The organism is Lysobacter stagni, assembly GCF_030053425.1.
Taxonomy (GTDB): domain Bacteria; phylum Pseudomonadota; class Gammaproteobacteria; order Xanthomonadales; family Xanthomonadaceae; genus Lysobacter_J; species Lysobacter_J stagni.
In genome coordinates this window covers 3,022,249-3,047,479 of sequence record NZ_JASGBI010000001.1, presented here as the reverse complement: position 1 = coordinate 3,047,479, position 25,231 = coordinate 3,022,249, and the positions used below count along the sequence as shown (strand labels likewise).

At 67.6% G+C, this 25,231-nt stretch carries 25 protein-coding genes; 14 read left to right on the top strand and 11 right to left on the bottom strand.

Annotated features, from left to right (window positions below; translation table 11 throughout):
- Positions 1-158 precede the first annotated feature (158 nt).
- Positions 159-287: a hypothetical protein gene (locus QLQ15_RS14135; RefSeq protein WP_283213404.1), complete on the top strand. Its 129-nt coding sequence runs from the start codon at positions 159-161 to the stop codon at positions 285-287.
- A gap of 30 nt (positions 288-317) precedes the next feature.
- Here QLQ15_RS14135 and hflD read toward each other — a convergent pair whose 3' ends face one another.
- Genes hflD through QLQ15_RS14115 form a run of 4 tightly spaced genes read right to left on the bottom strand, consistent with a single transcriptional unit; the run spans position 318 to position 3,032 of the window.
- The gene (gene hflD / locus QLQ15_RS14130) at positions 318-917 is read right to left on the bottom strand and encodes a high frequency lysogenization protein HflD (protein WP_283214026.1); all 600 of its coding nucleotides are present in this window, start codon (positions 915-917) and stop codon (positions 318-320) included.
- A gap of 14 nt (positions 918-931) precedes the next feature.
- Positions 932-2,053 (bottom strand): tRNA 2-thiouridine(34) synthase MnmA, encoded by a 1,122-nt coding sequence (gene mnmA / locus QLQ15_RS14125; protein WP_283213403.1) that lies wholly within the window; start codon positions 2,051-2,053, stop codon positions 932-934.
- On the bottom strand, positions 2,050-2,526 hold the full coding sequence (locus QLQ15_RS14120; protein ID WP_283213402.1) for an NUDIX hydrolase: 477 nt from the start codon (positions 2,524-2,526) through the stop codon (positions 2,050-2,052). The genes mnmA and QLQ15_RS14120 overlap by 4 nt, the downstream gene beginning before the upstream one ends.
- A complete protein-coding gene (locus QLQ15_RS14115; RefSeq protein WP_283213401.1) occupies positions 2,526-3,032 on the bottom strand; it encodes a hypothetical protein in 507 nt (168 codons plus the stop codon). Before QLQ15_RS14115 ends, QLQ15_RS14120 begins: the two co-directional genes overlap by 1 nt.
- Positions 3,033-3,138: 106 nt before the next feature.
- On the opposite strand from QLQ15_RS14115, the gene clpS reads away from it, so the two are divergent.
- Both clpS and clpA read left to right on the top strand, forming a co-directional pair.
- On the top strand, positions 3,139-3,459 hold the full coding sequence (gene clpS, locus QLQ15_RS14110) for an ATP-dependent Clp protease adapter ClpS (protein WP_115841517.1): 321 nt from the start codon (positions 3,139-3,141) through the stop codon (positions 3,457-3,459).
- Positions 3,460-3,595: 136 nt separating this feature from the next.
- Positions 3,596-5,878, top strand: a complete 2,283-nt coding sequence (gene clpA, locus QLQ15_RS14105) for an ATP-dependent Clp protease ATP-binding subunit ClpA (RefSeq protein WP_283213400.1) — start codon at positions 3,596-3,598, stop codon at positions 5,876-5,878.
- A 108-nt stretch (positions 5,879-5,986) separates the two neighbouring features.
- Here clpA and QLQ15_RS14100 read toward each other — a convergent pair whose 3' ends face one another.
- From QLQ15_RS14100 to trxB, 6 genes are all read right to left on the bottom strand, one after another.
- Positions 5,987-7,318, bottom strand: a complete 1,332-nt coding sequence (locus tag QLQ15_RS14100) for an aminotransferase class V-fold PLP-dependent enzyme (protein ID WP_283213399.1) — start codon at positions 7,316-7,318, stop codon at positions 5,987-5,989.
- Positions 7,319-7,454: 136 nt separating this feature from the next.
- On the bottom strand, positions 7,455-7,673 hold the full coding sequence (infA, locus tag QLQ15_RS14095; RefSeq protein WP_031372296.1) for a translation initiation factor IF-1: 219 nt from the start codon (positions 7,671-7,673) through the stop codon (positions 7,455-7,457).
- 95 nt (positions 7,674-7,768) lie between these two features.
- Positions 7,769-8,530, bottom strand: a complete 762-nt coding sequence (gene aat / locus QLQ15_RS14090; RefSeq protein WP_283213398.1) for a leucyl/phenylalanyl-tRNA--protein transferase — start codon at positions 8,528-8,530, stop codon at positions 7,769-7,771.
- A complete protein-coding gene (locus QLQ15_RS14085) occupies positions 8,527-9,678 on the bottom strand; it encodes a GNAT family N-acetyltransferase (protein ID WP_283213397.1) in 1,152 nt (383 codons plus the stop codon). Before QLQ15_RS14085 ends, aat begins: the two co-directional genes overlap by 4 nt.
- A gap of 7 nt (positions 9,679-9,685) precedes the next feature.
- A complete protein-coding gene (locus QLQ15_RS14080) occupies positions 9,686-10,573 on the bottom strand; it encodes a metallophosphoesterase (RefSeq protein ID WP_283213396.1) in 888 nt (295 codons plus the stop codon).
- Between the two features lie 18 nt (positions 10,574-10,591).
- On the bottom strand, positions 10,592-11,545 hold the full coding sequence (gene trxB / locus QLQ15_RS14075; protein WP_283213395.1) for a thioredoxin-disulfide reductase: 954 nt from the start codon (positions 11,543-11,545) through the stop codon (positions 10,592-10,594).
- A 298-nt stretch (positions 11,546-11,843) separates the two neighbouring features.
- Between trxB and QLQ15_RS14070 the strand changes: the two genes are divergently transcribed.
- The 10 genes from QLQ15_RS14070 to QLQ15_RS14025 all read left to right on the top strand — a co-directional run bounded on the left by QLQ15_RS14070 (position 11,844) and on the right by QLQ15_RS14025 (position 23,424).
- Positions 11,844-12,914: an alanine dehydrogenase gene (locus QLQ15_RS14070; protein WP_283213394.1), complete on the top strand. Its 1,071-nt coding sequence runs from the start codon at positions 11,844-11,846 to the stop codon at positions 12,912-12,914.
- 208 nt (positions 12,915-13,122) lie between these two features.
- Complete coding sequence (locus tag QLQ15_RS14065) at positions 13,123-15,477, top strand: DNA translocase FtsK (RefSeq protein ID WP_283214025.1); 2,355 nt, start codon at positions 13,123-13,125, stop codon at positions 15,475-15,477.
- A gap of 76 nt (positions 15,478-15,553) precedes the next feature.
- Complete coding sequence (lolA, locus tag QLQ15_RS14060) at positions 15,554-16,180, top strand: outer membrane lipoprotein periplasmic chaperone LolA (protein ID WP_283213393.1); 627 nt, start codon at positions 15,554-15,556, stop codon at positions 16,178-16,180.
- Positions 16,181-16,272: 92 nt separating this feature from the next.
- Positions 16,273-16,947 (top strand): hypothetical protein, encoded by a 675-nt coding sequence (locus QLQ15_RS14055; RefSeq protein ID WP_283213392.1) that lies wholly within the window; start codon positions 16,273-16,275, stop codon positions 16,945-16,947.
- A gap of 146 nt (positions 16,948-17,093) precedes the next feature.
- Positions 17,094-18,407: a replication-associated recombination protein A gene (locus tag QLQ15_RS14050; protein ID WP_283214024.1), complete on the top strand. Its 1,314-nt coding sequence runs from the start codon at positions 17,094-17,096 to the stop codon at positions 18,405-18,407.
- A 439-nt stretch (positions 18,408-18,846) separates the two neighbouring features.
- Positions 18,847-20,133 (top strand): hypothetical protein, encoded by a 1,287-nt coding sequence (locus tag QLQ15_RS14045; protein ID WP_283213391.1) that lies wholly within the window; start codon positions 18,847-18,849, stop codon positions 20,131-20,133.
- A 142-nt stretch (positions 20,134-20,275) separates the two neighbouring features.
- Positions 20,276-20,698 (top strand): hypothetical protein, encoded by a 423-nt coding sequence (locus QLQ15_RS14040; protein ID WP_283213390.1) that lies wholly within the window; start codon positions 20,276-20,278, stop codon positions 20,696-20,698.
- Positions 20,695-21,396 (top strand): C39 family peptidase, encoded by a 702-nt coding sequence (locus QLQ15_RS14035; protein WP_283213389.1) that lies wholly within the window; start codon positions 20,695-20,697, stop codon positions 21,394-21,396. Before QLQ15_RS14040 ends, QLQ15_RS14035 begins: the two co-directional genes overlap by 4 nt.
- A gap of 11 nt (positions 21,397-21,407) precedes the next feature.
- On the top strand, positions 21,408-21,908 hold the full coding sequence (locus QLQ15_RS14030; protein WP_283213388.1) for a hypothetical protein: 501 nt from the start codon (positions 21,408-21,410) through the stop codon (positions 21,906-21,908).
- A 97-nt stretch (positions 21,909-22,005) separates the two neighbouring features.
- Entirely contained in the window at positions 22,006-23,424 is a 1,419-nt protein-coding gene (locus tag QLQ15_RS14025; RefSeq protein WP_283213387.1) for an acetate kinase, read from the top strand.
- Between the two features lie 27 nt (positions 23,425-23,451).
- Here the strand turns inward: QLQ15_RS14025 and QLQ15_RS14020 are convergent, their stop codons facing one another.
- Complete coding sequence (locus QLQ15_RS14020; RefSeq protein WP_283213386.1) at positions 23,452-24,441, bottom strand: HAD family hydrolase; 990 nt, start codon at positions 24,439-24,441, stop codon at positions 23,452-23,454.
- A 186-nt stretch (positions 24,442-24,627) separates the two neighbouring features.
- Between QLQ15_RS14020 and QLQ15_RS14015 the strand changes: the two genes are divergently transcribed.
- The gene (locus QLQ15_RS14015) at positions 24,628-25,179 is read left to right on the top strand and encodes a DUF4136 domain-containing protein (protein ID WP_283213385.1); all 552 of its coding nucleotides are present in this window, start codon (positions 24,628-24,630) and stop codon (positions 25,177-25,179) included.
- The last annotated feature ends 52 nt before the right edge of the window (positions 25,180-25,231 follow it).

Here is a 25,231-nt window from a genome sequence, read left to right as displayed (position 1 = left end):
GGTGCCGATGACGTCATCGCGCATGACGTCCTTGTGCCACCCGTCGCAACTTCACATCGCCGTCCATCGCTGGCCGCCCACGCCGATGCAGTGCGTGACAACAGTCAAGGACTTGCGTGTGGTGCCGTTATTTCATGTGCGGCACGCAGGGGGACAACATGAAAATGGACAAGCCGGCCCGGTCCGACCGGGTGGAGCAGGCGTTGCGCTGGACGGCGGCCTTGGCGTTGATCGCTGCCGTGTGCTGGGCGTGCGGGTTGGGCGGCATGCACACACCGCTGGCCTGACGACGCGCCGGGCGAGGGCCCGGCCTGCGATTACCCCAGGTGGTCCTTGACCGCCTCCAGCAGGGCGCGGCGGCGCAGCAGGAAATCCCACAGGCTGCCGCCGCACTGGCGCCACAGCACCGCCGAGCGCACCGCCGCCAGCAGGATGGCGCGGACTTCCGCCACCACCGTGGCCTGGCCCAGGTAGTGCGGGTTGCCCTGCACCAGCACGCGCGGGCGAAGATGGCTCAGGGTTTCCGCATACAACGACCCGAGGGCCGACATCACGTCCGGATGGCTGCTGCCGTGACGCTCGGCGTTGTCCGACTGCGAGCGGATGCCGGCCTGCACGCGTTGCGCCATCGCCGAATCGCGCACGAAGCGGCGCTCCAGCTGCATCACGGCCAGCACCAGACGGGGCAGTTGTTCGTCGCGCTGCGTCGTGCCGAAGTAGTCGCGCAGCAGCGTCAGCCCCGGCCGCAGCGCTTCCACGCCGCCGTAGACCGCGCTGGGCGAGGGCGAATCGATGCGGAACACCGAGTCCATCGCCGTGTTGAGGATGGCCGCGTTGGCCTGGCCGGTGTCGGCGACGCGTCGCACCTGTGCCAGGGCCTGCACGAGGCCGGCGAGGGCGAGGACGCGCGTGGACATCGAGGTGTTCTGACTCATGCAGCTCTTGCCTTCAGGCGTTCTTCCAGGGGCGCGTCGGTGGCGGCGATGACCGCGCCGCCCAGGCAGACCTCGCCGTCGTAGAGGACCAGGGACTGCCCCGGCGTCACCGCGCGTTGCGGTTGGGCGAAATGCACGTCGAGCGTGCCGTCCTCGCGCACGACCACCTCACAGGTCTCGTCGGCCTGCCGGTAGCGCGTCTGCGCGCTGCACGCGAAACGGGCGGCGGGCGGCGCACCGGCGATCCAGTGCGCGCGCTCCGAGCGCAGCGCCTGCGAACGAAGCCATGGACTGTCGCTGCCCTGGTCCACGTACAGGATGTTGTTGGCTACGTCCTTGCCGACCACGTACCACGGGGCGGCCTCGAATCCGCGCACGCCGCCGATGTTGAGGCCTTCGCGTTGCCCGAGCGTGAAATAGAACACGCCGGCGTGTTCACCGATCACGCGGCCATCGGGCGTGCGCATCTCGCCGGCGCGCGCGGGCAGGTAACGTCCGAGGAACTCGCGGAAGTCGCGCTCGCCGATGAAGCAGATGCCGGTGGAGTCCTTCTTCGCCGCGGTGGGCAGGCCGGCGTCCAGCGCCATCTGCCGGACGTCGCGCTTGAGCAGCTCGCCCAGCGGGAACTTCGTCGCTGCCAGTTGCGCCTGGCCCAGCTGGTGCAGGAAGTAGCTCTGGTCCTTGCTACGGTCCACCGCGCGCAGCAGCAGGTGACGACCGTCGCGGGCTTCCACGCGGGCGTAATGGCCGGTGGCGATGTACTGCGCGCCGAGCTCGCGGGCGGCGTCGAGGAAATACTTGAACTTGATCTCGCGGTTGCACAGCACGTCCGGGTTGGGCGTGCGGCCGGCGGCGTACTCGGCGAGGAAGTGCTCGAACACGCCTGCCCAGTACTCGCGGGAGAAATCGCGGAAGTGGATCGGGATGCCGAGCCGGCCGCTGACGGCGACCGCGTCGCGGCGGTCGTCTTCGGCACGGCAGTCCCCGCTGCCGTCGTCGGCCCAGTTCTGCATGAACAAGCCGGCGAGAGGTTCGCCGGTATCGCGCAGGCGCAGTGCCGCCACGGAGGAATCGACCCCTCCGGACATGCCGATGACGGTGCGCGGTGCCGTGCTCATGCCAGGTGCCGGGTCAGCTCGAGCGGATGGCGGCTGCCGGCGAGGTAGTCGGCAGCTGCCCTCCACACCAGCGGGCTGCGGTGACGCGCGTGCGCGGCCTGCAGCTCGCTGGGGGTCATCCAGAGCGCGCGGACGATGCCTTCGTCCAGCGGACGCATGGCATCGTGCGCAACCGGCTCGGCGGCGAAGGCGAAGCGCAGGTAGTGACGTCCGGTGCCCTCGGGACTGTCCGGCGCCTTCCACTGGTAGGCGCCGACGAATGCGGTGAGGCGGACGTCCCAGCCGGTTTCCTCACGCGTTTCGCGAAGCGCCGCCTCGATCAGCGTTTCGTCGGGTTCAAGATGGCCCGCGGGCTGGTTGAGGACGAGCCGGCCGCCGACGGTTTCCTCAACCATCAGCAGCCGGCCGCCGTCGGTCACCACCGTGGCGACGGTGACGTCGGGCTGCCAGAACCGGCCTTCGCGGTAACTCATCAGAACTCGTCCTCGCCGGTGAGCTCCTTCTCCATCGAGTCGGCCGAGCGCAGGACGAAGTCGATGGCGTCCTCCAGCTGCGACGCGGGCGCGTCGGCCGGCACCTTCACCACGAACACCGCCATGTTGCCCTGCTTGACCCAGCCGCCCAGCTTGCTGGAGTGGCTGTCGGCCAGCAGGCGGTTGGCGACGTCGGCGGGAAACTCGCTGTCTTCGGCCCGATAGGCGGGCGCCCAGATCTCGCGGACGCGCAGTTCGCCGAACTTCTCCACGGACGAGATCACATAGGCCAGCTGGCTGCGGCCGTTGTCCTCCATGTCGAAGGTCAGCTTGTAATCGCCGTCTTCATCCACTTCGTACTTGTAGCCCAGGCCGTCGAGCTGGCGGGCAATCGCCGGATCGGCGGAACGCACTGTTTCATCCGCCTTGGCGGAGTTCGTGGCGGCGAGTGCGGGCACACCGGACAGCAGGGACAGCAGGGCCACAGCGAGCACGAGCTGACGCATGAAGGATTCCTTATTGAAGCAGGTGATGTGGAGGGTGGGCGCATTGTGCCGGCCGCCGGGCTCGGGCGTCCACGACCTGTCTGGAGCGGCAGCCTATAATTCCCACATGGCCAAGCAGACCGAACATGAGCATCAGCACGGCGTCCTGGTGGAAACGGGAAAGCCGGAAATCGCCCGCCCCCCGCTGTATTCCGTCCTTCTGCTGAACGACGACTACACGCCCATGGACTTCGTGGTGGAGGTGCTGATGCGCTTTTTCGCCATGAATGCCGAGAAGGCCACCCAGATCATGCTGCACGTGCATACCCGCGGTCGCGGCGTCTGCGGCGTTTTCACCCGCGAGGTTGCAGAATCGAAGGTGGCGCAGGTGAACGAATTCTCAAGACTCAACCAACATCCCTTGCTGTGCACGATGGAGAAGGCCTAAAAATTCCGCTCAGGACGTCTGAGCTGATGGGTGGAACCAAACGCCATCGCCCGGGGTCAGGACCGGTAGGGGGCATGGAAATCACCAGGCCAGGCCCCATCTAGGACGGCAGTAGCTTTCCGGAGGCTTTCGCCCCATGTTCAGCAAGGATCTCGAATACAGCATCGGCCAGTGCTACAAGCGCGCCCGCGAGGCGCGCCATGAGTACATGACGGTCGAACACCTGCTGCTGGCGCTGCTCGACAACCCATCGGCCGAGGGCGTGCTCAAGGCCTGCGGAGTCGACTTTCCGCGCCTGCGCAGCGACCTGGAACAGGCCATCGCCACGTCCGTGTCGGTGCTGCCCGAAGACGTGGACCGCGACACCCAGCCCACGCTGGGCTTCCAGCGTGTCCTGCAGCGCGCGGTCTACCACGTGCAGTCCAGCGGCAAGAAGGAGGTCACCGGCGCCAACGTGCTGGTGGCGATCTTCGGCGAGAAGGACTCGCACGCGGTCTACTTCCTCAACCAGCAGGACGTGGCCCGGCTGGACGTCGTCAATTACATCTCGCACGGCATCGCCAAGCAGGGCGGCGAGGAATCCCCGCGCTCGCACGACGAGGGCGATTCCGGCGCATCCGAGGGCGGCGAGGGTGAAGGCAAGGGCGATGCCCTGGCCGAGTTCGCGGTCAACCTCAACCAGCTCGCGCGCGAGGGCCGCATCGACCCGCTGGTGGGCCGCAGCGACGAAGTGGAGCGCACCATCCAGGTGCTGTGCCGCCGCCGCAAGAACAATCCGCTCTACGTCGGCGAGGCCGGCGTGGGCAAGACCGCGATCGCCGAGGGCCTGGCCAAGCGCATCGTCGACGGCGAGGTGCCCGAGGTCCTGATGGACGCCACCATCTACGCCCTCGACTTGGGCGCGCTGGTGGCCGGCACCAAGTACCGCGGCGACTTCGAGAAGCGCCTGAAGGCGGTGCTGACGCAGCTGAAGAAGCTGCCCGAGGCCGTGCTCTTCATCGACGAGATCCACACCATCATCGGTGCCGGTTCCGCCAGTGGCGGCACCATGGACGCCTCCAACCTGATCAAGCCCGCGCTGGCGTCGGGCGAGCTGCGCTGCATCGGTTCGACCACGTTCCAGGAGTACCGCGGCATCTTCGAGAAGGACCGCGCGCTGGCGCGGCGCTTCCAGAAGATCGACATCGTCGAGCCGACCGTGGGCGAGACCTACGAGATCCTGCAGGGCCTCAAGCCCAAGTACGAGGCGCACCACGGCGTGACCTACGCCGACGAGGCGCTGCAGGCCGCGGTCGACCTGTCGGTCAAGCACATCGGCGACCGCCTGCTGCCGGACAAGGCCATCGACGTCATCGACGAGGCCGGTGCGCGCCAGCGCCTGCTGGCCGAGGGCATCCGCAAGAGCCTGATCGACGTCGAGGAGATCGAGACCATCGTCGCCAAGATGGCGCGCATCCCGACCAAGCAGGTCAGCGCGTCGGACAAGGACGTGCTCAAGAACCTCGAGCGCAACCTGAAGATGGTGATCTTCGGCCAGGACCCGGCCATCGAGACCCTGACCAGCGCCATCAAGCTGGCCCGCTCGGGGCTGGCCAATCCGGACAAGCCGATCGGCAACTTCCTCTTCGCCGGCCCGACCGGCGTGGGCAAGACCGAGGTGACCAAGCAGCTCGCGCTGCAGCTGGGCATCGAGCTGGTCCGCTTCGACATGTCCGAATACATGGAGCCGCATTCGGTGAGTCGCCTGATCGGCGCGCCCCCGGGCTACGTCGGCTTCGACCAGGGTGGCCTGCTGACCGAGAAGATCGTCAAGACGCCGCACTGCGTCCTGCTGCTGGACGAGGTGGAGAAGGCCCACCCGGACATCTTCAACATCCTGCTGCAGGTCATGGACCGCGGCGTGCTCACCGACACCAACGGGCGCGAGGCCAACTTCAAGAACGTGATCCTGGTGATGACGACGAACGCCGGCGCCGCGCAGGCGTCGCGCCGCACCATCGGCTTCACCCAGCAGGACCATTCCACCGATGCGATGGAAGTGATCCGCCGCAGCTTCAGCCCGGAGTTCCGCAACCGCCTGGATGCGGTCGTGCAGTTCCAGGCGCTGAGCTTCGAGCACATCCTGCGTGTGGTGGACAAGTTCCTGATCGAACTGGAAACCCAGCTGCACGACAAGAACGTTGCCCTGTCGACCACGCCGACCGCACGCGACTGGCTGGCGCAGCACGGCTTCGACCCGCTGATGGGCGCACGCCCGATGGCGCGCGTGATCCAGGACAAGATCAAGCGCCCGCTGGCGGACGAGCTGCTGTTCGGCAAGCTGGTCAACGGCGGCCGCGTCACGATCGACGTCAAGGGCGACGAGCTGGTCGTGGAAGCGCAGGCCGAGCCGGAGAAGCTGTTGCCGGCGACGGTGTAAGGCCAGCGGCCGCAACGCACAGGAACGGGAAAAGGCCGGTCATCGACCGGCCTTTCTTATGCCCTCGTGTTGCCCGGACGACACAAGGCCGTCCGGTGACGCGGGCTATCAGGCCTTGGCGACCTCACGCAGTGCCGCAAGCGCCTGGTCGACCTGGTCCGGCGTGTTCATCAATCCGCCCGACAGCCGCGCATAGCTCACCGCGTACGGACTGCTGCTGGCCAGGACCTTGCGGCGGAGCAGGGCGGCGACCACGTCGTCGGGCACCTTTCCCTTCAGTTCGAAACAGTTGATGCCGGCCGACAGTTCGGGATCGCGTGGCGTGTGCAGGGTGATGCCGGGAATCGCCGCAAGTCCATCCTTGATGCGCCCATTGAGCTCGGCGATGCGCGCGGTGGCGCGCGCACGGCCGAGGCGCTGTTGCAGTTCGAACGCGCTGGCCATGCCCCAGTGGTGTTCGTACGCGTGGAACCCGCCGGGTGTCACGCGCGCGGCGACGTTGGGCCTGCGCGGTTCGCGCTCCTGCTGCCAGGCCTCGTATTGTTCCAGATCGGAGAACGACGGCACGGTGGGCCGCAGCCGTGCCCAGTTGTCGGCCGAGGCCCACACCAGTCCGGTGCCGCGCGGCCCGAGGATCCACTTGTGGGTACCGGCGCAGAAGTAGTCCGCTCCCAGCTTCGCCGCTTCCGCATCCACGCTGCCGAAGCCGTGCACGCCGTCGAGGACGATGCGTACGCGCTGGTCCTCGCTGCGTCCGGCATTGATCTGTGCGACCGCATCGGCGATGGCCCGCACGGGGGCGCGCAAACCGGTGCTGGACTGCACCCAGGTGATGCCGAGCACGCGCGTGTTCGGGCCGATGCCCTGGCGCACGGCCGCGACGATGCCCTCCACGGTGGCGTCGGCGGGACGGTCGAACAGCCGGATCCGACGCGCCGTCGCGCCGTTGCGCTGGGTCGACAGCCGGATCGCCTCGTGGTGGACGAAGTGGTCGTGCTCGGTGGTCAGGATCTCGTCGCCCGGCCGCAGCGGCAGGCCGTGATAGACCAGCGCCAGGCCCATCGTGGTGCTGCCGGTCAGCGCGATTTCCTCCGGTCGGCCGCCGATGTACGCCGCGGCCGCTTCGCAGACTTTCCGCTCCAGGTTCTGCTCGTCGGTGCCGAACATGCCATGTTCGACCGTGAGAAGCGGGTTGGCGTCCAGCGTGCGGCGGAACGCCTCGATGGCCTGGCGGACGGGCTCGGGGTGGGAAGCGATGTAGAACCCGGAGAAGTGCAGGTATTCCGGATCGAGGCGGAACAGCCGGCGCACGGAGTCCCAGTCGGACAACTCGGGCACGGGGGGTGTATTGGCCGCCAGTGCCGCCAGCAGGCCCGAGGGCGCCACGGCGGTGGCGAACAAAGCGCCCTGGGCGGCAAGGAACGCGCGACGACTGGGCATTGCGGTAACCCCGGGGCGGCTGTGGGCCAGTTCACCGGGACAACGCGGGACACGCCCCGTCGCGGTCACCAGAAACGAAGAAAGCGGCCATTGGCCGCTTTCCAGTCAAGTATTTACCGCGACTATCTGAAGTGGATTACTTCATGCGGTAGGTGATGCGACCCTTGGTCAGGTCGTACGGGGTCATCTCGACCTTCACCTTGTCGCCGGTCAGGATGCGGATGTAGTTCTTCCGCATGCGACCGGAGATGTGGGCAATGATCTCGTGCCCGTTTTCGAGGCGCACCCGGAACATGGTGTTCGGAAGGGTTTCCGCCACCGTGCCCTCGAATTCGATCACGTCGTCTTTTGCCATGTGTTTCCTGAGTGTGGGGTCGTGATGCCGGCCAGAGAGGCAGGCAACGAAGCCACGCATTTTGCCATGCCGGTGGCGTCTACGCAAAAAATCGGTTAAGCGCCAGTCCGGCGGGTCGCCTGGGGCTCGGCCAGCCGGGCCGCGGGCCAGTCGCCCAGCCGTGCCGTCCAGACCCCTTGTAGCCCCGGGTCGTTGCACAGATCCGACACGCGCGCGACGAAGCGCTCCCGCGGCCACTGCCGCGCTCCCAGGCTCAGGAGATGGTCGTTCTCGACCTGCGCGTCGATCAGCGGCCAACCCCAGTCGCGCAGATGCCAGGCCAGCGCCGCCAGGGCGACCTTGGAGCCCCCGGAAACCGCGCTGAACATGCTTTCGCCGAAGAACATCCGGCCGACGCCTACCCCGTAGATGCCGCCGACCAGCCGGTCCGCGTCGAACACCTCGATCGAATGCGCATGGCCCAGCGAATGCAGCTGGCGGTAGGCGGCGCGCATGTCGCGGGTGATCCAGGTGCCGCGCTGGCCGCGGCGCGGGATCGTGGCGCAGGCCTCGATGACGCCGGCGAAGTCGGTGTCCGCACGCACCGTCCAGGTGCTGCTCCGCAGCGCACGGCGGAATTTCGACGACAGGCGTACCCCGTCGGTGAGGAACACGGTGCGCGGGTCCGGACTCCACCACAGGATCGGCTGTCCGGGCGAGTACCACGGAAAGATGCCGTGCCGGTAGGCGTTGAGCAGCCGCGTCGGCGACAGATCGCCGCCAACCGCCAGCAGCCCGTCCGGCTGGCGCAGGGCCTGCTCGACCGGCGGAAACGGTGCGGTCGGGTCGTCCGGCAGCAGGGACGGGAGGCGGCTCATGGCGATGATGATGCCGCACCGCCGGGCGGCAACTTGAATGGGGCATGCGCCGACAGCGTCGCGGCGTAGCGCCGCACGGCGGTGGCCTCCTCGGCGCACCAGTCGCGCAGGGCCTGCCGGAACTCATCGTGGGCGATCCAGTGGCGGCTGCGCACGAACGTGGGGAGAAAGCCCCGCGCCAGTTTGTGCTCGCCCTGCGCGCCCGGTTCGAAACGCGTGAGGCCGTTGCGCAGGCAGTAGTCGATGCCCTGGTAGTAGCAGGCCTCGAAATGCAGCCCCGGCACGTTCTCCCGCGCGCCCCAGTAGCGTCCGTAGAGCGTGTCGCGGCCGCGCAGGCACAATGCGCCGGCGATCGGTCGGTCGTCGCGCTGCGCCAGCACGATCACCAGCGTCGAGGGCATCGTCGAACGCAGGTGGTGCAGGAACTCCAGCGTCAGTGCGGGATGGTTGCCGTACTCGGCGAAGGTCTGCCGGTAAAAGCCGTGCATCGCGGCGAGGTCGTCATCGCCGATGCCGGCGCCTTCGGCGATGCGCAACGTCACGCCGGCACGCGCGACCTTCGCGCGTTCCTGGCGGATGTTCTTGCGGTGCTTGTGGTCGAAGGCGGACAGGTAATCGTCGAAGTCGCGCCAGCCGCGGTCGTTGCGCCAGTGGTACTGCACGTCGATGCGCGGCAGCCAGTCCTCATCGAATGCGGCGTCCTCGTCTTCCTCGTGGAAATTCACGTGCGCCGATGACAGGCGATTGCGCCCGCACAGCTCCGCCATGGTGGCCGCCAGCAGTGCGCGATGCCCGGGCGTGCGTGCAAGCAGGCGCGGGCCGGTCACGGGCGAGTAGGGCACCGCGCACAGCCATTTGGGGAAGTAGTCCAGCCCGTGGCGCGCGTAGGCGTGCGCCCAGGCATGATCGAACACGAACTCGCCGTGCGAGTTGTCCTTCAGGTATGCGGGTGCCGCGGCGATCAGTGTCGCGCCGTCCCACAGCGTGAGGTGCTGCGGTGTCCAGCCCCATTGCGCGCGCAGGCAGCCGTGTTGTTCGAGGCCGGACAGGAACGCATGCGCGACGAAGGGATTGCGCCCGTCATGCAGCGCGTCCCAGGCGCGTGCGGGGACATCGGCCAGGGAATCGTGCGTGCGGACTTCCACCATCGTGCGGCTATGGTCGCAGATGCAGGATGTCGATGACGGGCGGGTTGAACAGGCGCATCGGCAGGCCGATCTCGCCCACGCCGGAGGTGGTGAATACGCGCACGCGTCCGGCCGGCGTCAGTGCGAACTGCTCGCCGCGGTCGAAGTCGTGTTCGGTGGGAATGACATGGCGGTAGAGCCAGGGAATGCGGATCTGCCCGCCATGCGTGTGGCCCGCGAGCAGGATCGCCGCGTCGTCCGGCGACAGCCCCATCGCGCTGTCCGGGTTGTGTGCGACCACGATGGTGGGTAGCGGCGAAGGGACGGCCTTCAGGAACGCAGGGTCGTCCTTGAGCGCCCAGCGGTCGCCCAGCCCGGCCAGACGCCAGCCCGGTCCTTCAGCGAATCGTCCCTCGATGACCTGCACGCCGTGCGTGCGCAGCGCGGCGCGCAGGGCGACGTCGATGTCCGGTCCGGGCTGCTGCTGGTCGTGATTGCCCAGCACCGCGTAGGCCGGGTGTTGCAGTTGTGCCAGCGGTGCGAACAGCGCCTGTAGCGAATCGTCGCCCGGCTCGTAAGTGAGGTCGCCCGCGATCACCACCGCCTGCACGGGCAGCGCATCGAGCCGCGCGACCAGGCGTTCGAGGAATCCGCGCCCCTTGTAGACGCCCAGGTGGATATCGCTGACCAGCGCCAGGTCCAGGTTCGCGCCGGTACCGGGCAGCGTCGTTTCCCGGACCACGATCGTCTGCGGTTCGACGAAACGCGCCCACACGAACAACAGGCTCGCCGCCAGCGGTACCGCCAGCAGCAGGCGCCGGCCGGGCCGGCGCATGCGCCACAACAGCCACGCAATGAACGGGAACGCCAGCCAGCTGCCGTAGAACAGGCACTGTTTGACGAGGAGCTTGTCCACGCGGAACGCAGGCGGCCGTCAGCCTTCCTTGTCGAGGAACTTCTCGGCGTCCAGCGCGGCCATGCAGCCGAAGCCGGCCGAGGTGATCGCCTGGCGATACACCTGGTCGGCTACGTCGCCGGCGGCGAACACGCCCGGCACGGAGGTCTGCGTCGCGTTGCCGTCCAGACCCGTGCGGATGACGAGGTAGCCGTTCTTCATTTCCAGCTGGCCCTCGAACAGCGAGGTGTTCGGCGTGTGGCCGATGGCGACGAACAGGCCGTGGATGGAGAGCTCCTTCGTCGAGTCGTCCTGCACCGACTTCACGCGCAGTCCGGTCACGCCCGCATCGTTGCCGAGCACTTCGTCGACCTGGTGGTGCCACACCGGTTCGATCTTGCCCGACTGGATCTTCGCGAACAGCTTGTCCTGCATGATCTTTTCCGCGCGCAGCGTGTCGCGACGATGCACCAGGTACACCTTGCGCGCGATGTTGGACAGGTACAGCGCTTCCTCGACCGCGGTGTTGCCGCCGCCGATCACCGCCACGTCCTGGTCCTTGTAGAAGAAACCATCGCAGGTCGCGCATGCGGACACGCCGCGGCCCTTGAACAGCTCTTCCGACGGCAGGCCGAGGTACTTCGCCGTCGCACCGGTGGCGATGATCAGTGCATCGCAGGTGTATTCGCCGCTGTCGCCGACCAGGCGGAACGGACGCGACGAGGTGTCGACCGTGTGGACGTGATCGAACACGACTTCAGTGTCGAAGCGCTCGGCATGCGCCTGCATGCGCGCCATCAGGTCCGGGCCCATCAGGCCGTGCGCGTCGCCGGGCCAGTTGTCGACCTCGGTGGTCGTCATCAGCTGGCCGCCCATCTGCAGGCCCGTGATCACCAGCGGCTTCAGGTTCGCGCGCGCCGCGTAGACGGCGGCCGTCCAGCCGGCCGGGCCGGAGCCGAGGATGATGACTTTGGAGTGCTTCGATGGGGTCATGGGTATAATCGCGGGCTTGGAATGCGCACAGGCGCGAGGTGTTCCGCCATACGCAGGCGTGCTGTTCGGAAGTCCGTACGCAGGCGTGTCGATGGAACGTCGGTGCATAGCTTGGAGGCGCGGTTCATCTAAAACAAGGCGCGTCCCGCGACGCAATGTTGCACTGCGCCGTGAGGCCTCCCGCGCGACGGACGACAATACGCAGGACGCGCCGCGGATGCGGCGTTTTTTTCGTCAGGACTTTCCCCCAACGAGCCGCGCAAGCCCGCGCGGCTTTTCAACGATCGAAGGTAGAGACATGCGGATCGGCGTTCCCAAGGAAACCAAGACCCTCGAAGGGCGCGTTGCGCTCGTTCCGGCCGCGGCCGGCGACCTGGTCAAGCGCGGCCACGAGGTCTGGATCGAGAAGGATGCCGGCATCAAGTCGGGCTTCAAGGACGAGCAGTACACCCAGCTCGGCGTGAAGATCGCCCCGGATGCGGCCGCGCTGTACGAGAAGGGCCAGCTCATCGTGAAGGTGAAGGAGCCGATCGCCGGCGACCTGGCGCACCTGCGCAAGGACCACCTCCTGTTCTGCTACCTGCACCTGGCCGCCGAGCCCAAGCTCACGCGCCAACTGCTCGACATCGGCCTGACCGGCGTCGCCTTCGAGACCGTCGAGCTGCCCAACGGCGACCTGCCGCTGCTGGCGCCGATGTCGGTCATCGCCGGCAAGATCGCGGTCCAGGTCGGCACGCACCTGCTGCACCAGCCGCAGGGCGGCAAGGGCAAGCTGCTCGGCGGCCTGCCCTCGACCGAGCGCGGCAAGGTCGTGGTGTTCGGTGCGGGCAAGGCGGGCAGCGCCTCGGCGCAGCTGGCCGCGGCGGGCGGCTCGAACGTGGTGGTGTTCGAAATGCGCCAGGACCGCATGGACGAGATGATGCGCCTGGGCAACAACGTCACCGCGCTGTACCCGTACGCCGATGTCGTCGCGCGCGAAGTGGCCTCGGCCGACCTGGTCGTCGGCGCGGTGCTGGTCACCGGCGCCAAGGCCCCGCACGTGATGAACCGCGAAATGCTCAAGGGCATGGAAGCGGGCAGCGTGCTGGTCGACATCTCCATCGACCAGGGCGGCTGCTTCGAGACCTCGCGTCCGACCACCTGGAAGGAGCCGACCTATGTGGAAGAGGGCGTGACCCACTTCTGCGTGACCAACATGCCGGGCGCCGTGCCGCAGACCAGCTCGCAGGCGATCTGCGCAGCGATCCTGCCGTGGGTCAACAAGCTGGCCTCCGGCGACGACTGGCGCCACAACCAGGCGCTGGTGCGCGGCATCAACGTCGAAGCGGGCAAGATCGTCCACCCGGCGCTGCAGGACATGAAGGTCTGACGGCCGGATCGGGACACGGGTCGGGATTCGTGGGCCGGTGCCCGCGGCCTGACCCGGGCCCGAACTACAATCGCGTAGCCCGGGGCGGCCCCACCGTCCCGGGCTACGATCGTTTGGGGCCGGCGGAATCCGCGTCCGCGAGCCCCCAATCCTTGCTTTTGTCGTATATTCAACGACTAACGAAACCCTGTTGAGGCAGAACATCACGGTGGCGCAAGCGTCCGCAGCCAGTCGCAAGAAGCTCAAGGCCGAGAAGCTGCCGCCGTCGCCGCGTCGACAGCGGTTGATGCGCGACATCGCGCTGATCCTGATCGCGCCGCTGCTGCTGTATCTGCTGGCCAGCCTGGTGTCCTTCTCGCCGAACGACCCGGGCTGGTCGCATTCGGGCAGTGTCACCGCGCCGCTGCACAACGTCGGTGGTCGCGTCGGCGCGTGGACGGCCGACGTGCTGCTGTACCTGTGCGGCTACGTGGCGTTCCTGCTGCCGATCATGCTCGGTGCGATCGCGTGGATCGCCCTGTTCGGAATGGACGCGGACGGCGACGGCGACGCGGACCTCGGTCCTGCGCTGCGTCTGGTGGGCATCGTCGGGTTTCTGGTCTCGGCCACCGGTCTGCTGTACCTGCGCGTGGGCGCGGTCGCGGATTTCTCGGCCGGTGCCGGTGGCATCCTCGGGCGCCTGGTCGGCAAGTCGCTGTACAACGGCTTCGGTCCGGTCGGCGGCAATCTGTTCCTGCTGGCCCTGTTGCTGGTGTCGGTGACGCTGGCGACGGGGCTGTCGTGGTTCGCGGTGATGGACAAGATCGGGCAGGGGGTGCTCGCGCTGGGTCCCACGCTGAGCAAGCTTTTCCGCCAGGGCGAGAAGTCGGCGACCGAGTGGCAGCAGACGCGCGCCTACCGCGAAGAACGCGAGGAGGCCCGCAAGGTCGACACCGAGCTGCGGGCCAAGCGCGCGCCGGTGAAGATCGAGCCACCGCCGGCGCCGGTGGTGGAGAAGAGCGATCGCGCCAAGCGCGAGCAGCAGATCCCGCTGTTCCATGTCGGCGATGGCAGCGGCATCCCGCCGCTCTCGCTTCTCGACGACCCCAAGCCGCAGCCCAAGGGCTACAGCGAGGAAACGCTCGAGACGCTGTCGCGCCAGATCGAGTTCAAGCTCAAGGACTTCCGCATCGATGCGCAGGTCGTCGGCGCCTATCCGGGCCCGGTCATCACGCGTTTCGAACTGGAGCCCGCACCGGGCGTGAAGGTCAGCCAGATCAGCTCGCTCGACAAGGACATCGCACGTGGCCTGTCGGTGAAATCGGTGCGCGTGGTCGACGTGATCCCGGGCAAGTCGGTGGTCGGCCTGGAAACGCCGAACACCTCGCGCGAGATGATCTTCCTCTCGGAATTGCTGCGTTCGAAGGAATACGACAAGTCCACCAGCCCGCTGACGCTGGCGCTGGGCAAGGACATCGCCGGCCGGCCGACGGTCGCCGACCTGGCGCGCATGCCGCACCTGCTGGTCGCCGGTACGACGGGTTCGGGCAAGTCCGTTGCGGTCAACGCGATGGTGCTGTCGCTGCTGTACAAGGCCTCCGCGAAGGACCTGCGGATGCTGATGATCGACCCGAAGATGCTGGAGCTGTCGGTCTACCAGGGCATCCCGCACCTGCTGGCGCCGGTCGTCACCGACATGAAGGAAGCTGCCAACGGCCTGCGCTGGTGCGTGGCCGAGATGGAGCGCCGCTACAAGCTGATGTCGGCCGTGGGCGTGCGCAACCTGGCTGGCTTCAACAAGAAGGTGAAGGACGCCGAGGAAGCCGGCCAGCCGATGATGGACCCGCTGTTCAAGCCCAACGCCGAACTGGGCGAGGGGCCGCGACCGCTGGAGACGTTGCCGTTCATCGTCATCTTCATCGACGAATTCGCCGACATGATGATGATCGTCGGCAAGAAGGTGGAAGAGCTGATCGCCCGCCTCGCGCAGAAGGCGCGCGCGGCCGGCATCCACCTGATCCTGGCCACGCAGCGTCCGTCGGTGGACGTCATCACCGGCCTGATCAAGGCCAACATCCCCACGCGCATCGCGTTCCAGGTGTCGAGCAAGATCGACTCGCGCACCATCCTCGACCAGTCCGGCGCGGAAACGCTGCTCGGTCATGGCGACATGCTGTACCTGCCGCCGGGCACCGCGATGCCCGAACGTGTGCACGGCGCATTCGTGTCGGACGAGGAAGTGCATCGCGTGGTGGAGCACCTCAAGCAGATCGGCGGCGGCCCGGATTACATCGAGGGCGTGCTGGACGAAGTGCAGACGATGGGCGACGGAGTCGTCGTCGGTGCGACCGGCCTGCCGGAGAGCAACGCCGGTGGCGGCGACGAGTCCGATCCCCTCTACGACGAAGCCGTGCGCATCGTCACCGAGACACGGCGTGCGTCCATCTCGGGCGTGCAGCGCCGCCTGAAGATCGGCTACAACCGCGCCGCCCGCCTGATCGAGGCGATGGAAGCCGCGGGCGTCGTCACGCCGCCGGAGCACAACGGCGACCGCAGCGTGCTCGCGCCGCCGCCGCCGAAATAAACGACGCCTGTCGTCGTTCATCCGCATTCAGAAAAGTACCGGCACACTCGCCGGCAATCGTTTCCCGGAGTCCTTCATGCGTGCAAAGCGTTTCCTGGGCGCCTTCGTGGCGCTGCTGCTGGCGTCCTCGCCGGTCTTCGCCGGCGCGCGCGACGACCTCAATGCCTTCACCAAGGGCCTGAAGGGGCTGAGCGGACAGTTCAGCCAGCGCGTGTTCGATCCGCAGGGCAAGCTCAAGGAGAATTCCACCGGCAAGGTCGCGCTGTCCGCGCCGCGCCTGTTCCGCTGGGAATACGTGAAGCCGTACCCGCAGCTGATCGTGGCCGACGGCAAGAAGGTGTGGGTGTTCGACCCGGATCTGCAGCAGGTCACCGTGCGGCCGCAGGGCGTGGAAGAGCAGAACAGCCCGCTCTCGGCCCTGATCGATCCGGCGAAGCTGGACGCGCAGTTCACCGTGCAGGAACTCGACGCCAACGAAGGCCTGCAGTGGATGGCGTTGACGCCGAAGAACGAGTCTGAAGCCAGCTTCCGCAGCGCGCGCCTGGGCTTCGGTCAGGGTGGGCTGGTGAAGATGCAGGTCGTCGACAACCTGGGCCAGCGCACCGAGATCGACTTCAGCGGATGGAAGCGCAACCCGGCGTTCCCCGCCGATACCTTCCGCTACACGCCGCCGAAGGGCGTGGATGTGATCGGCGGCGGCTGATCCCGCGCCCATCGCGATCGCAAAGGCCTGCTCCGGCAGGCCTTTGCGTTTTCTGGAGGGCGGGCCCGGGCTTTCCGGGTGGGAGCCCATACGTGAAGCAGCGTCTGTCGTGGGTCGTGCTTGCCGTGTTGTTGCCCACCTGCGCCTGCGCGGGCGGGCCGGGTGCAAGGGCGGCGAAAAGTGAGGCTGCGGCCACGCATGACGATCGTGCGGCCACGGAGAAGCTCATCGCCGGCACCGTGGTCGGCAGCCTGTCGGAGCGTTTCCAGGGGCGGCCCGTCGAAGCCAGGTTCGGTGCACTGCGCATGCTCCCGATCGATGCGCGCACCAGTGCGATAGAAGGCGAGGGCAGCCTGCGGTTCGTGGGCGACCCGGGCTGGATCGGATTCCATTTCCGCAGCATCTACGACAGCCTGCTGGGGCAGCCGGGCCCTCCGGAGATCGACCTCGGCGTGGGCGGCGACGCACGACCGATTCCCAACGACAGCCTCGCACTGCGTCATCTGGAAGACCGCGCGATCGAGACGCTGCAGCGCGAGCTGGGCGTGGACGACGTGCGCATGCAGCTCGACCGCGTGGAGACGGTGGAGACCGGTCAGCACTATCTGGGCATCGAGGCGCGCGGCCTGGCCGATTTCGGTCGCGACGGCAGCCAGGACATCCGCATCCACGCGCTCTACGACCGTCGCGACGCGCAGTGGCTGCGCTTCGATTACGACCTGCCATCGGCCACACCGGTCGCGCAGACCGCCGCACTCCCGCGCTGAGGCCGCCGACGGCCAGCGTGTATGCGCCTCGCCGGCGCGCAGGGTTGGTATCGTGTGGGCATTGTTTCCACGAGACAGGCCCCGTGGCCCGCCGCACCCCGTCCTCCCCCGCGACCGAAGACCTGCTGCACGTCGACCGCAGCGCGATGCAACCACTGGCCGAGCGCATGCGTCCGCGCACGCTGGACGACATGGTCGGGCAGAGGCGCCTGCTCGCGCCGCGTTCGGCGCTGCGTCGCGCGATCGAATCCGGACGCGTGCATTCGATGATCCTGTGGGGCCCGCCGGGTTGCGGAAAAACCACGCTCGCGCTGCTGCTGGCCAGGTACGCCGACGCCGAGTTCCGCGCGATTTCGGCCGTGCTGTCCGGCCTGCCGGAAGTGCGCCAGGTGCTGGCCGAGGCCGCACAGCGGTTCGCCGAAGGGCATCGCACCGTGCTGTTCGTGGACGAGGTGCACCGGTTCAACAAGGCGCAGCAGGACGCGTTCCTGCCGCACATCGAACGCGGCACCATCCTGTTCGTCGGCGCGACGACCGAAAACCCGTCCTTCGAACTGAACTCCGCGTTGCTGTCGCGTTGCCGCGTGCACGTGATGGAGGCGGTCTCCGTCGACGACATCACGCTGGCGTTGCGCCAGGCGCTGGACGACGAGGAACGTGGACTGGGCGATCGTGGCCTGATCGTGAGCGATGAAGCCTTGCGTGAAATCTCGCAGGCCGCCGATGGCGACGTGCGACGCGCGCTCACGCTGCTGGAAATCGCCGCCGAGCTGGCCGAGGGAGAAGCCGGCGAAGTCACGCCCGCCACGCTCGCGCAGGTACTGGCCGACCGCACGCGTCGTTTCGACAAGGGCGGCGAGCAGTTCTACGACCAGATCTCCGCATTGCACAAGTCGGTGCGCAGCTCCAATCCCGATGCCGCGGTGTACTGGCTGGCACGCATGCTCGACGGCGGTTGCGACCGCGCGTACCTGGCGCGCCGCATCACGCGCATGGCGGTGGAAGACATCGGCCTGGCCGATCCGCGCGCGTTGCCGATGGCGCTGGATGCCTGGGACACGTTCGAGCGACTGGGCAGTCCCGAAGGCGAGCTCGCGCTGGCGCAGATCGTCATCTACCTGGCGACGACGGCCAAGTCGAACGCGGTGTACGCCGCCTACAACGCCGCGCGCAGCGACGTGCACGAGTACGGCACGCAGGACGTGCCGCTGCACCTGCGCAATGCGCCGACACGGCTGATGAAACAACTGGGATATTCCAAAGGTTATCGCTACGACCACGATGCCGAGGGCGGCATCGCGCTCGCGCAGACGGGCTTCCCCGATGCGATGGGCGAACGGGTGTACTACGAGCCGGTGGAGCGTGGTCTGGAGATCAAACTCAAGGAGAAGCTTGATCGCCTGCGGGCCGATCGCGATACCGCGCGTCGTGAGGGTGGCGTGAGCGAAGCTGGGGAGTGAACCCCAACAATATCCGGGCGTTGCCGCGTCGCAACGTCAGTCCGGTCTGAGGATCGTCTCGCAACGCATTGAACGCATTGCCGATCGGATGCGTTGAAAGATGGCTGCAAAGCCCAGCGTTTCAACCGTGAAATGCCTTTCTGAATACCGGCGCCGCCGCGCCTGCCCAAACGGATCAGGCAGTTGCCGCACGACTTGCGACACCCCTGCATGGATGCATCGCAAACGCGGTTCCACTTTTGCAACATCCGCGCGCGATCGCGCGCCCCGATCGGGCCTGCGGTCCGTGCCCTTCGCGGTGTTCAGCCGTATTCTCCTTGCAGATCAGCGGGTTTGGCTGCCTGAACGAAAGTTGGCACCGGCCATGCGTGTAGTTCTTTGCGTCGTTTACCGGTGCCTCCCCCGGGTGCCAGCCGACGTACCGTAAAGGAGAACAACAATGCGCATTCGTACCAGCTTGATGGCAACGGCAGTGCTCGTTGGCCTTGGCCTCGCGGGCCAGGCATGGGCACAACAGACTAACGGTGACGGTAATGGCGGCGACGACATTCTTTCGAATATCGACGCCTCCGATAACAGCGCTGGCGACAATCGCGACAACGATGGCGACGCGGATGCGTCCGACGCCTCGGCAGCCGCGAACAACGCAGGCACCGCAACCAGCACCTATACCGACTCTTCCACCTTCAGCAAGACCTCCAGCCACATCGTCGCCATCACCAAGCTCGAAGGCGCGGTGTATGACGTCTATACCCACGACATCGGCAACGTCGCCAAGAACTATGGCGACGCCAGCGGTGGTCGCGGCGGCGCAGGCGGCGACGGCTATGGCGGCGAAGGCAATGGCGGCGACGGCTACGGCGGCAATGGCGGCAACGGCGGCCATGGCGGCGACGGCGGCGACGGCGGCAGCGGTGGCAGTGCCGAGAACGGCAGTGCGACCTCGGGCGACGCGAGCATCGGCGACGCGACGGCCGGTCGCGGCGGTCGTGGCGGCGACGTCTATGACGTCTACAGCGGCCGCGGTGGCGATGCCGACAACGACAGCGGCGACGCTGGCGGTGCCAGCCTGGCCGGTTCTGCGTCCGGCTCCGGCTCTCTGGCCGGTGGCGGCGCGGGCGGCGGCGGCGGTGGTGGCGGCGGCAACGACGGCGGTGACGGCGGCGGTGCTGGCGGCGATGGCGACGACAACGGCGGCGCGGGCGGTGCAGGCGGTACGGGCACCGGTGGCGCGGGCGGTGCCGGCGGCTCGCCGAGCTCGACCTCGACCTCCAGCTCGACCGCAACCGCAGGCGCGGGCACGGGCACCTCGGGTGCGACCGCAGGTGACGGCGGCGCAAGCGGCGCGGTCACCGCGAACGCGGGCGGCGGCGGTGCGGGCGGTGCAGCGACCAACGGCGATGCCGATGCCAGCGCGACCAACGGCTCGGCCACTGCCGGTGACGGCGCGGCTGGTGCAGTCGGCGCGGCGGGTGGCGCGGGCGGCTCGGGTGGCACCGGCAACGGTGGCACTGGCAACGGCGGCGTCGGCAACGGCGCGACCGGTGGTGCAGGCGGTGCCGGTGGCACGGCCTATGCCGATGCGGGCTCGTTCGACATGTCCTCCACGATGACCGGAACCGCAAGTGGCGCAGCAGGCATCACCGTTGCGGCGCAGAACAGCGGCTTCTCCTCGCTGATCCAGCAGGGCGTCACCGTGCAGGCCAACCTGACCGTAGGTCCGTAAGCGCTCCCCTCGACGTGCCGGAGACTCTCGGGCTTCCGGTACGTCGTCGTGTGCGTACGGGCGTCCTGTCGGCCGACACCGGCAGGACGCCTTCCGCCAGGAAGGCGACGCACGAACGGGGCATCACGCAGGGAGCATGACCATGCGACTGAACCGCTCTGCATTGATATGCCTTTGCACTACCGCCGCGCTGTGCGGCACCGGCGTTGCGTCCGCACAGGACGCGACCACACCGGAGATCGCACCACCGCAGGCAACCGCGATCGCCGCCGATCCACCGGTGGCCGTCGTCGAACATCCCGACTCGAGCGAACTGGGCTCGGCGGTGGACCTGGAGTCGCTGGGCGATCTGCGCGGCGGCACCGACGTCGACAACGACATCTGGGTGAACGGACGCGTCGAGGACGCGGTCGCCGACGACGTGATGACCGGACACAACTCGGTCACCGCCGGATCGTTCGCCAACGCCAGTGGCATCTCGACGGTGATCCAGAACACCGGCGCGAATGTGCTGATCCAGAACGCGATGATCGTCAACGTGAAGTTCGCGGACACCGGCCCATGAGGCTGCGTGCCCTCCGGCGCCGTGCTTGGCTGGCGGCATCGGCGTGGATCCTCCTACCGGGCTCGTTGCTGGCCGGCCCGGTGGATCTGCGTGTCCCGCCCAACGGGGCCTATTCGCTTCACGTGACCAGCCTCAAGGAGGCGCGCTTCAAGACGACCGTTCGCCAGCAATTCGACTTCAGCTGCGGATCGGCGGCCACCGCCACGTTGCTGACCTACCAGTACGGCATGCCGGTCACGGAAGCCGAAGTGTTCCAGCGCATGTACGAGATGGGCGACCAGGCGAAGATCCGCCAGCGCGGCTTCTCGATGCTCGACATGCGTCGCTATCTCAACTCGATGGGCCTGCAGGCGGACGGTTTCGAACAGCCGCTGGACCGGCTCGCCGAAGAAGGCCTGCCCGCGATCGTTCTGCTGAACGACCGCGGCTATCGCCATTTCGTCGTGGTGAAAGGACTGAAGAACGGACGGGTACTGCTCGGCGATCCGGCACGCGGCACGCGTGCGATGCCGCGCTCCCGCTTCGAGAAACTGTGGGACAACCGCATTCTGTTCGTGGTGCACAACCGGCGCGACCTGGCGCAGTTCAATGCGCCCAACGACTGGCGTACGGCACCGCCGGCGCCGCTCGACGCAGGCATCGCCCGCGACAGCCTCTACAACATCGTGACGCCCCGGCGTGGTCCGGGCGACATCTGAGGAGGGTGGGTATGCGCTCGCCTTGCCTGACAACCTTGCTTGCCGCCGGCCTGACCCTTGCGTCGGCCGCGGCCACCGCCGCGCCTCCGGGCGCGGCCCTCGGGGCGGACTGGGTCGCGGTCGATCCGGCGCTCCTGGACGACCTGCGCGGCGGCTTCATGACCGAACACGGCATGACGCTGTCCTTCGGCATCGAACGGGCCGTGTTCGTCAACGGCGAACTGGCCGCCACCACGCGCGTGCAGATTCCCGACGTGGCCCGCATGACCCCGGACCAGGCGCGCGAACTGGCGCGCTTCAACGATGGCGTGGTGGTGCAGGTGGGACCGAACAACCACTTCGAACCCGCCGGCAACCTCAGTGGCGTGCTGATCCAGAACTCGCTGGACGGGCAGGACATCCGCGCCCTCACCACCGTGAACGTCGGCGTCGACACGCTGGCCGCGTTCCAGGACCTGAACACCCAGTCCACGCTGCACAACGCGATCCTGCAGGCCTCGACGCCGCCCTGATCGTTCCGCCCTGATCCGTCTCCGGACTGCGTTGTAACCCAAGGACCCTTCGACAGGACGACGAATGAGAACCCCGCCGCAGATGCCCCGCCGCCTGATGCTCGTTCCTTGCCTGTGGCTTGCCGCGACCTCGGCCGCGCAGGCGCAGGCGTCGGACCAGTGGCAGGGACTGGAGCCGGCCCGCCCGGCTGCGCAGCCGACGGCGAGCGGGGCAGCTGTACCGCCTCCCCCTGATCCGGCGGAGGCGGCACGGCTGGACAGCCTTCAGCGCGAGATCAACGCACAGACACAGCGCCTGGACGAACTGCGCCAATCGATGGTGCAGCAGGAGCGCGCCGTCGCCGATCTGCAACGCGCGCTCGACGAGGAGCGTCTGAACAACGAACGTGGCGCCGGTGTCGCGCCCGGTACCGTGCTGCCCTCGCTCGCACAGCAGGCGCCCGCACCGGCGGCGCAGCAGGCGCAGCAGCAACAGGCACAGGCGCAGGCGCAGCAGGCGCCGCAGCAGGCGCAGCCGCAACGGCAGAGGCCGGTCGGGCAGGCGCCGGATTCGGTCACGCGTCCGCCGGAAGTGGCGCAGATCTTCGACCAGCCCGGCGTGCTCACGCCAGCCGGGCAGTTCATCCTGGAACCGTCGATCCAGTACGGCTATTCGGCCACCGACCGCGTGGCGCTGGTGGGCTTCACTATCATCCCGGCGATCCTGATCGGACTGATCGACGTACGCCAGGTGAAGACCACCTCCGGCATCGGCACGATCACCGGGCGCATGGGCATCGGTGGTCGCTTCGAACTGGAAGCCAAGGTGCCCTACGTCTACCTCAACGCCGACACGGTCAGCCGCGAGATCTTCACCGGCAGCGCGCAGGACCGCGTGTTCAACGCCAACGGCAACGGCATGGGCGATGTCGAGATGACCGCGCGCTACCAGCTCAACCGCGGCGGTCCGGACAAGGCGTTCTACATCGGTTGGCTGCGCTACAAGAGCCGCACGGGCAAGGACCTGTTCGAAGTCGTCACCGACTGCGTGCAGCGCTGCCTGCAGAACACCACCGGCACCGGTCTCCCGCTGGAGCTGCCCACCGGCACCGGCTTCGAGGCCATCCAGCCCGGCGTGACCTGGCTGTATCCGTCCGATCCGGTCGTGTTCTTCGGCACCTTCAGCTACCTCTACAACTTCGAGCGCAGCAATGTCTCGCGCACGGTGCTCAACGGCCTCACCGAACAACTGGGCGACGTGCAGGCCGGCGACATCTGGGGCTTCAACCTCGGCATGGGCCTGGCGTTGAACGAGAAGGCGTCGATCAGCCTGGGTTACGACACCAGCCTCATCGGCAAGACCAAGCAGAACGGCCAGACGACACCGGGCTCGGTGCGCATCACGCTGGGGACGCTGCTGCTGGGTGGCACCTACCGCTTCAACGAGAAGGTCTCGTTGAACGTCGCGCTCGGCGTGGGCGTCACCCGCGACACGCCGGACATGACGCTCACCGCGCGCGTGCCGATCTCGTTCTGATCCGGATCGATGACCTGTGTCGCCGGATCACTTGGCCGGCGGGTAGATCGTGTTCCATTCCTTGGCCATGTCGACCACCGTCCACTGCCGGCGCGTGGCTTCGTCCAGCGCCTTGTCCAGCTTGCCGATGTGCGAGGCGCGGTCGTAGGCGAACTCGCGCTTGCCGTCCGTGTGGTGGACCAGTCCGGCGAAACGCGGACCATCGCCGGCGGCTGTCCACTGCAGCATCTGCAGGTCGCCGTCGGAATTGCCGAAGGCGAAGATCGGACGCTTGCCGATGAAGTAAGCGATCGATGCCGGCTTGCCGGGGCCGTCATCGATGTGCACCAGTTTCGGTCCCTTCACCAGCACCGGGGTATCGCCGCGCAGTTCGTACTTGAGTTCGCCGAGGCTACCGATGACCTGTTCCGGTGGTACGCCGAACGTCGCCTGCGCCCAGGGGCGCATGAATTCCTGTCCGCTGCCCGAAACGATGTACGTGCGGAAGCCATTCGCGCGCAGGTAGTCCATCAGTTCGATCATCGGCTGGTACGTCATGTCGACGTAGCGCTTGCCGGTCTTTGGATTCCTGGCGGTGGAGATCCACTCGCTCACGGTCCGGTCGAAGTCCTCCGTCGTCATGCCCGTATGCGTCTCGATCAGCAGCTTCGCCAGGCCCGCTTCGCCGGCTGCCGCCAATCCCTTCGCATCGCCGGCAATGGCCGACTTGTACGGTTCGGTCGTCGCCCAGTCCGGATGTTGCGGCGCGAGCGCGCGGATGCGGTCGAGCATGAACATCGCCTGCCCGTAGTCGGGTTGTTCGGCCCACAGCGTGCCGTCCATGTCGAACGTCGCGATGCGATCGGGTGGCGCGACGAAGTCCGCTCCGCCTTCGGTCGTCACCTTCTGCACGAACGCGACGATCGCCTGTCTCGACGGCCCGTCGCGCCACGAAGGCAGGGCGTCCGCCGCGCATGCCTGCGCCCACGCGCAGGCCAGCACCACGCCAAGGACAACGCCTTCGATCGCTCGTCGCATGGAAAGCTCCTTCACGTTGAACGGACGCCACGTTGCGGCGTATCTACTTTCCGGGATCGCACGCCGTCGATCCTTCACGTTCGTTTCACGTGCGGAAGGTCTATGTCGCGGGCATCCGCGGCGATGTGCGGTGGGCTGACCGGCGACGCGGTGCCACCCAGTTGTTCCCCTTGACGGAGAACCCCCATGAAGTCACTCGCATTGAGCGCGGTACTGCTGACTGCGCTGGCGGGCTGCGCCAGCACGCCGACCGTGCACACGGATTACGATCCGGGCACGCAGTTCAGCAGCTACCACACCTACACGTGGTTGAAGAAGCCCGAAGGCCGCTCGCCGCTGGTCGACCAGCGCGTGACGGCGGCCATCGATGCGCACCTTGCGGCCAAGGGCTGGCGGCAGACCAGCGGGACCGATGCCGACATCGGACTCGCAGCCAACGTCGCCACACAGCAGCAACAGACGCTGGATACCTTCTACAGCGGACCGGCCTGGGGCGGTTACGGTTGGGGTCGATGGGGCGGCGGCGTCGGCATGGGGTCGGCGACCACGACGGTGCGCACGTACGAGGTCGGTACGCTGGTGCTCGACATGTTCGACATGAAGACCAAGCAGGCGGTGTGGCGCGGCACGGCGTCCGGCACGGTTCCGGATTCGCCCGAGGCGGTCAACGCGAAGGTGCAGGCTGGCGTGGACAAGATGTTCGCCACGTTCCCACCGGGCAGCGTGCCGGCGAAATAAGCGTCGTGCGTCGCGAAGGCCTGCGTCCGGCGCAGGCCTTCGTCGCTTCGTG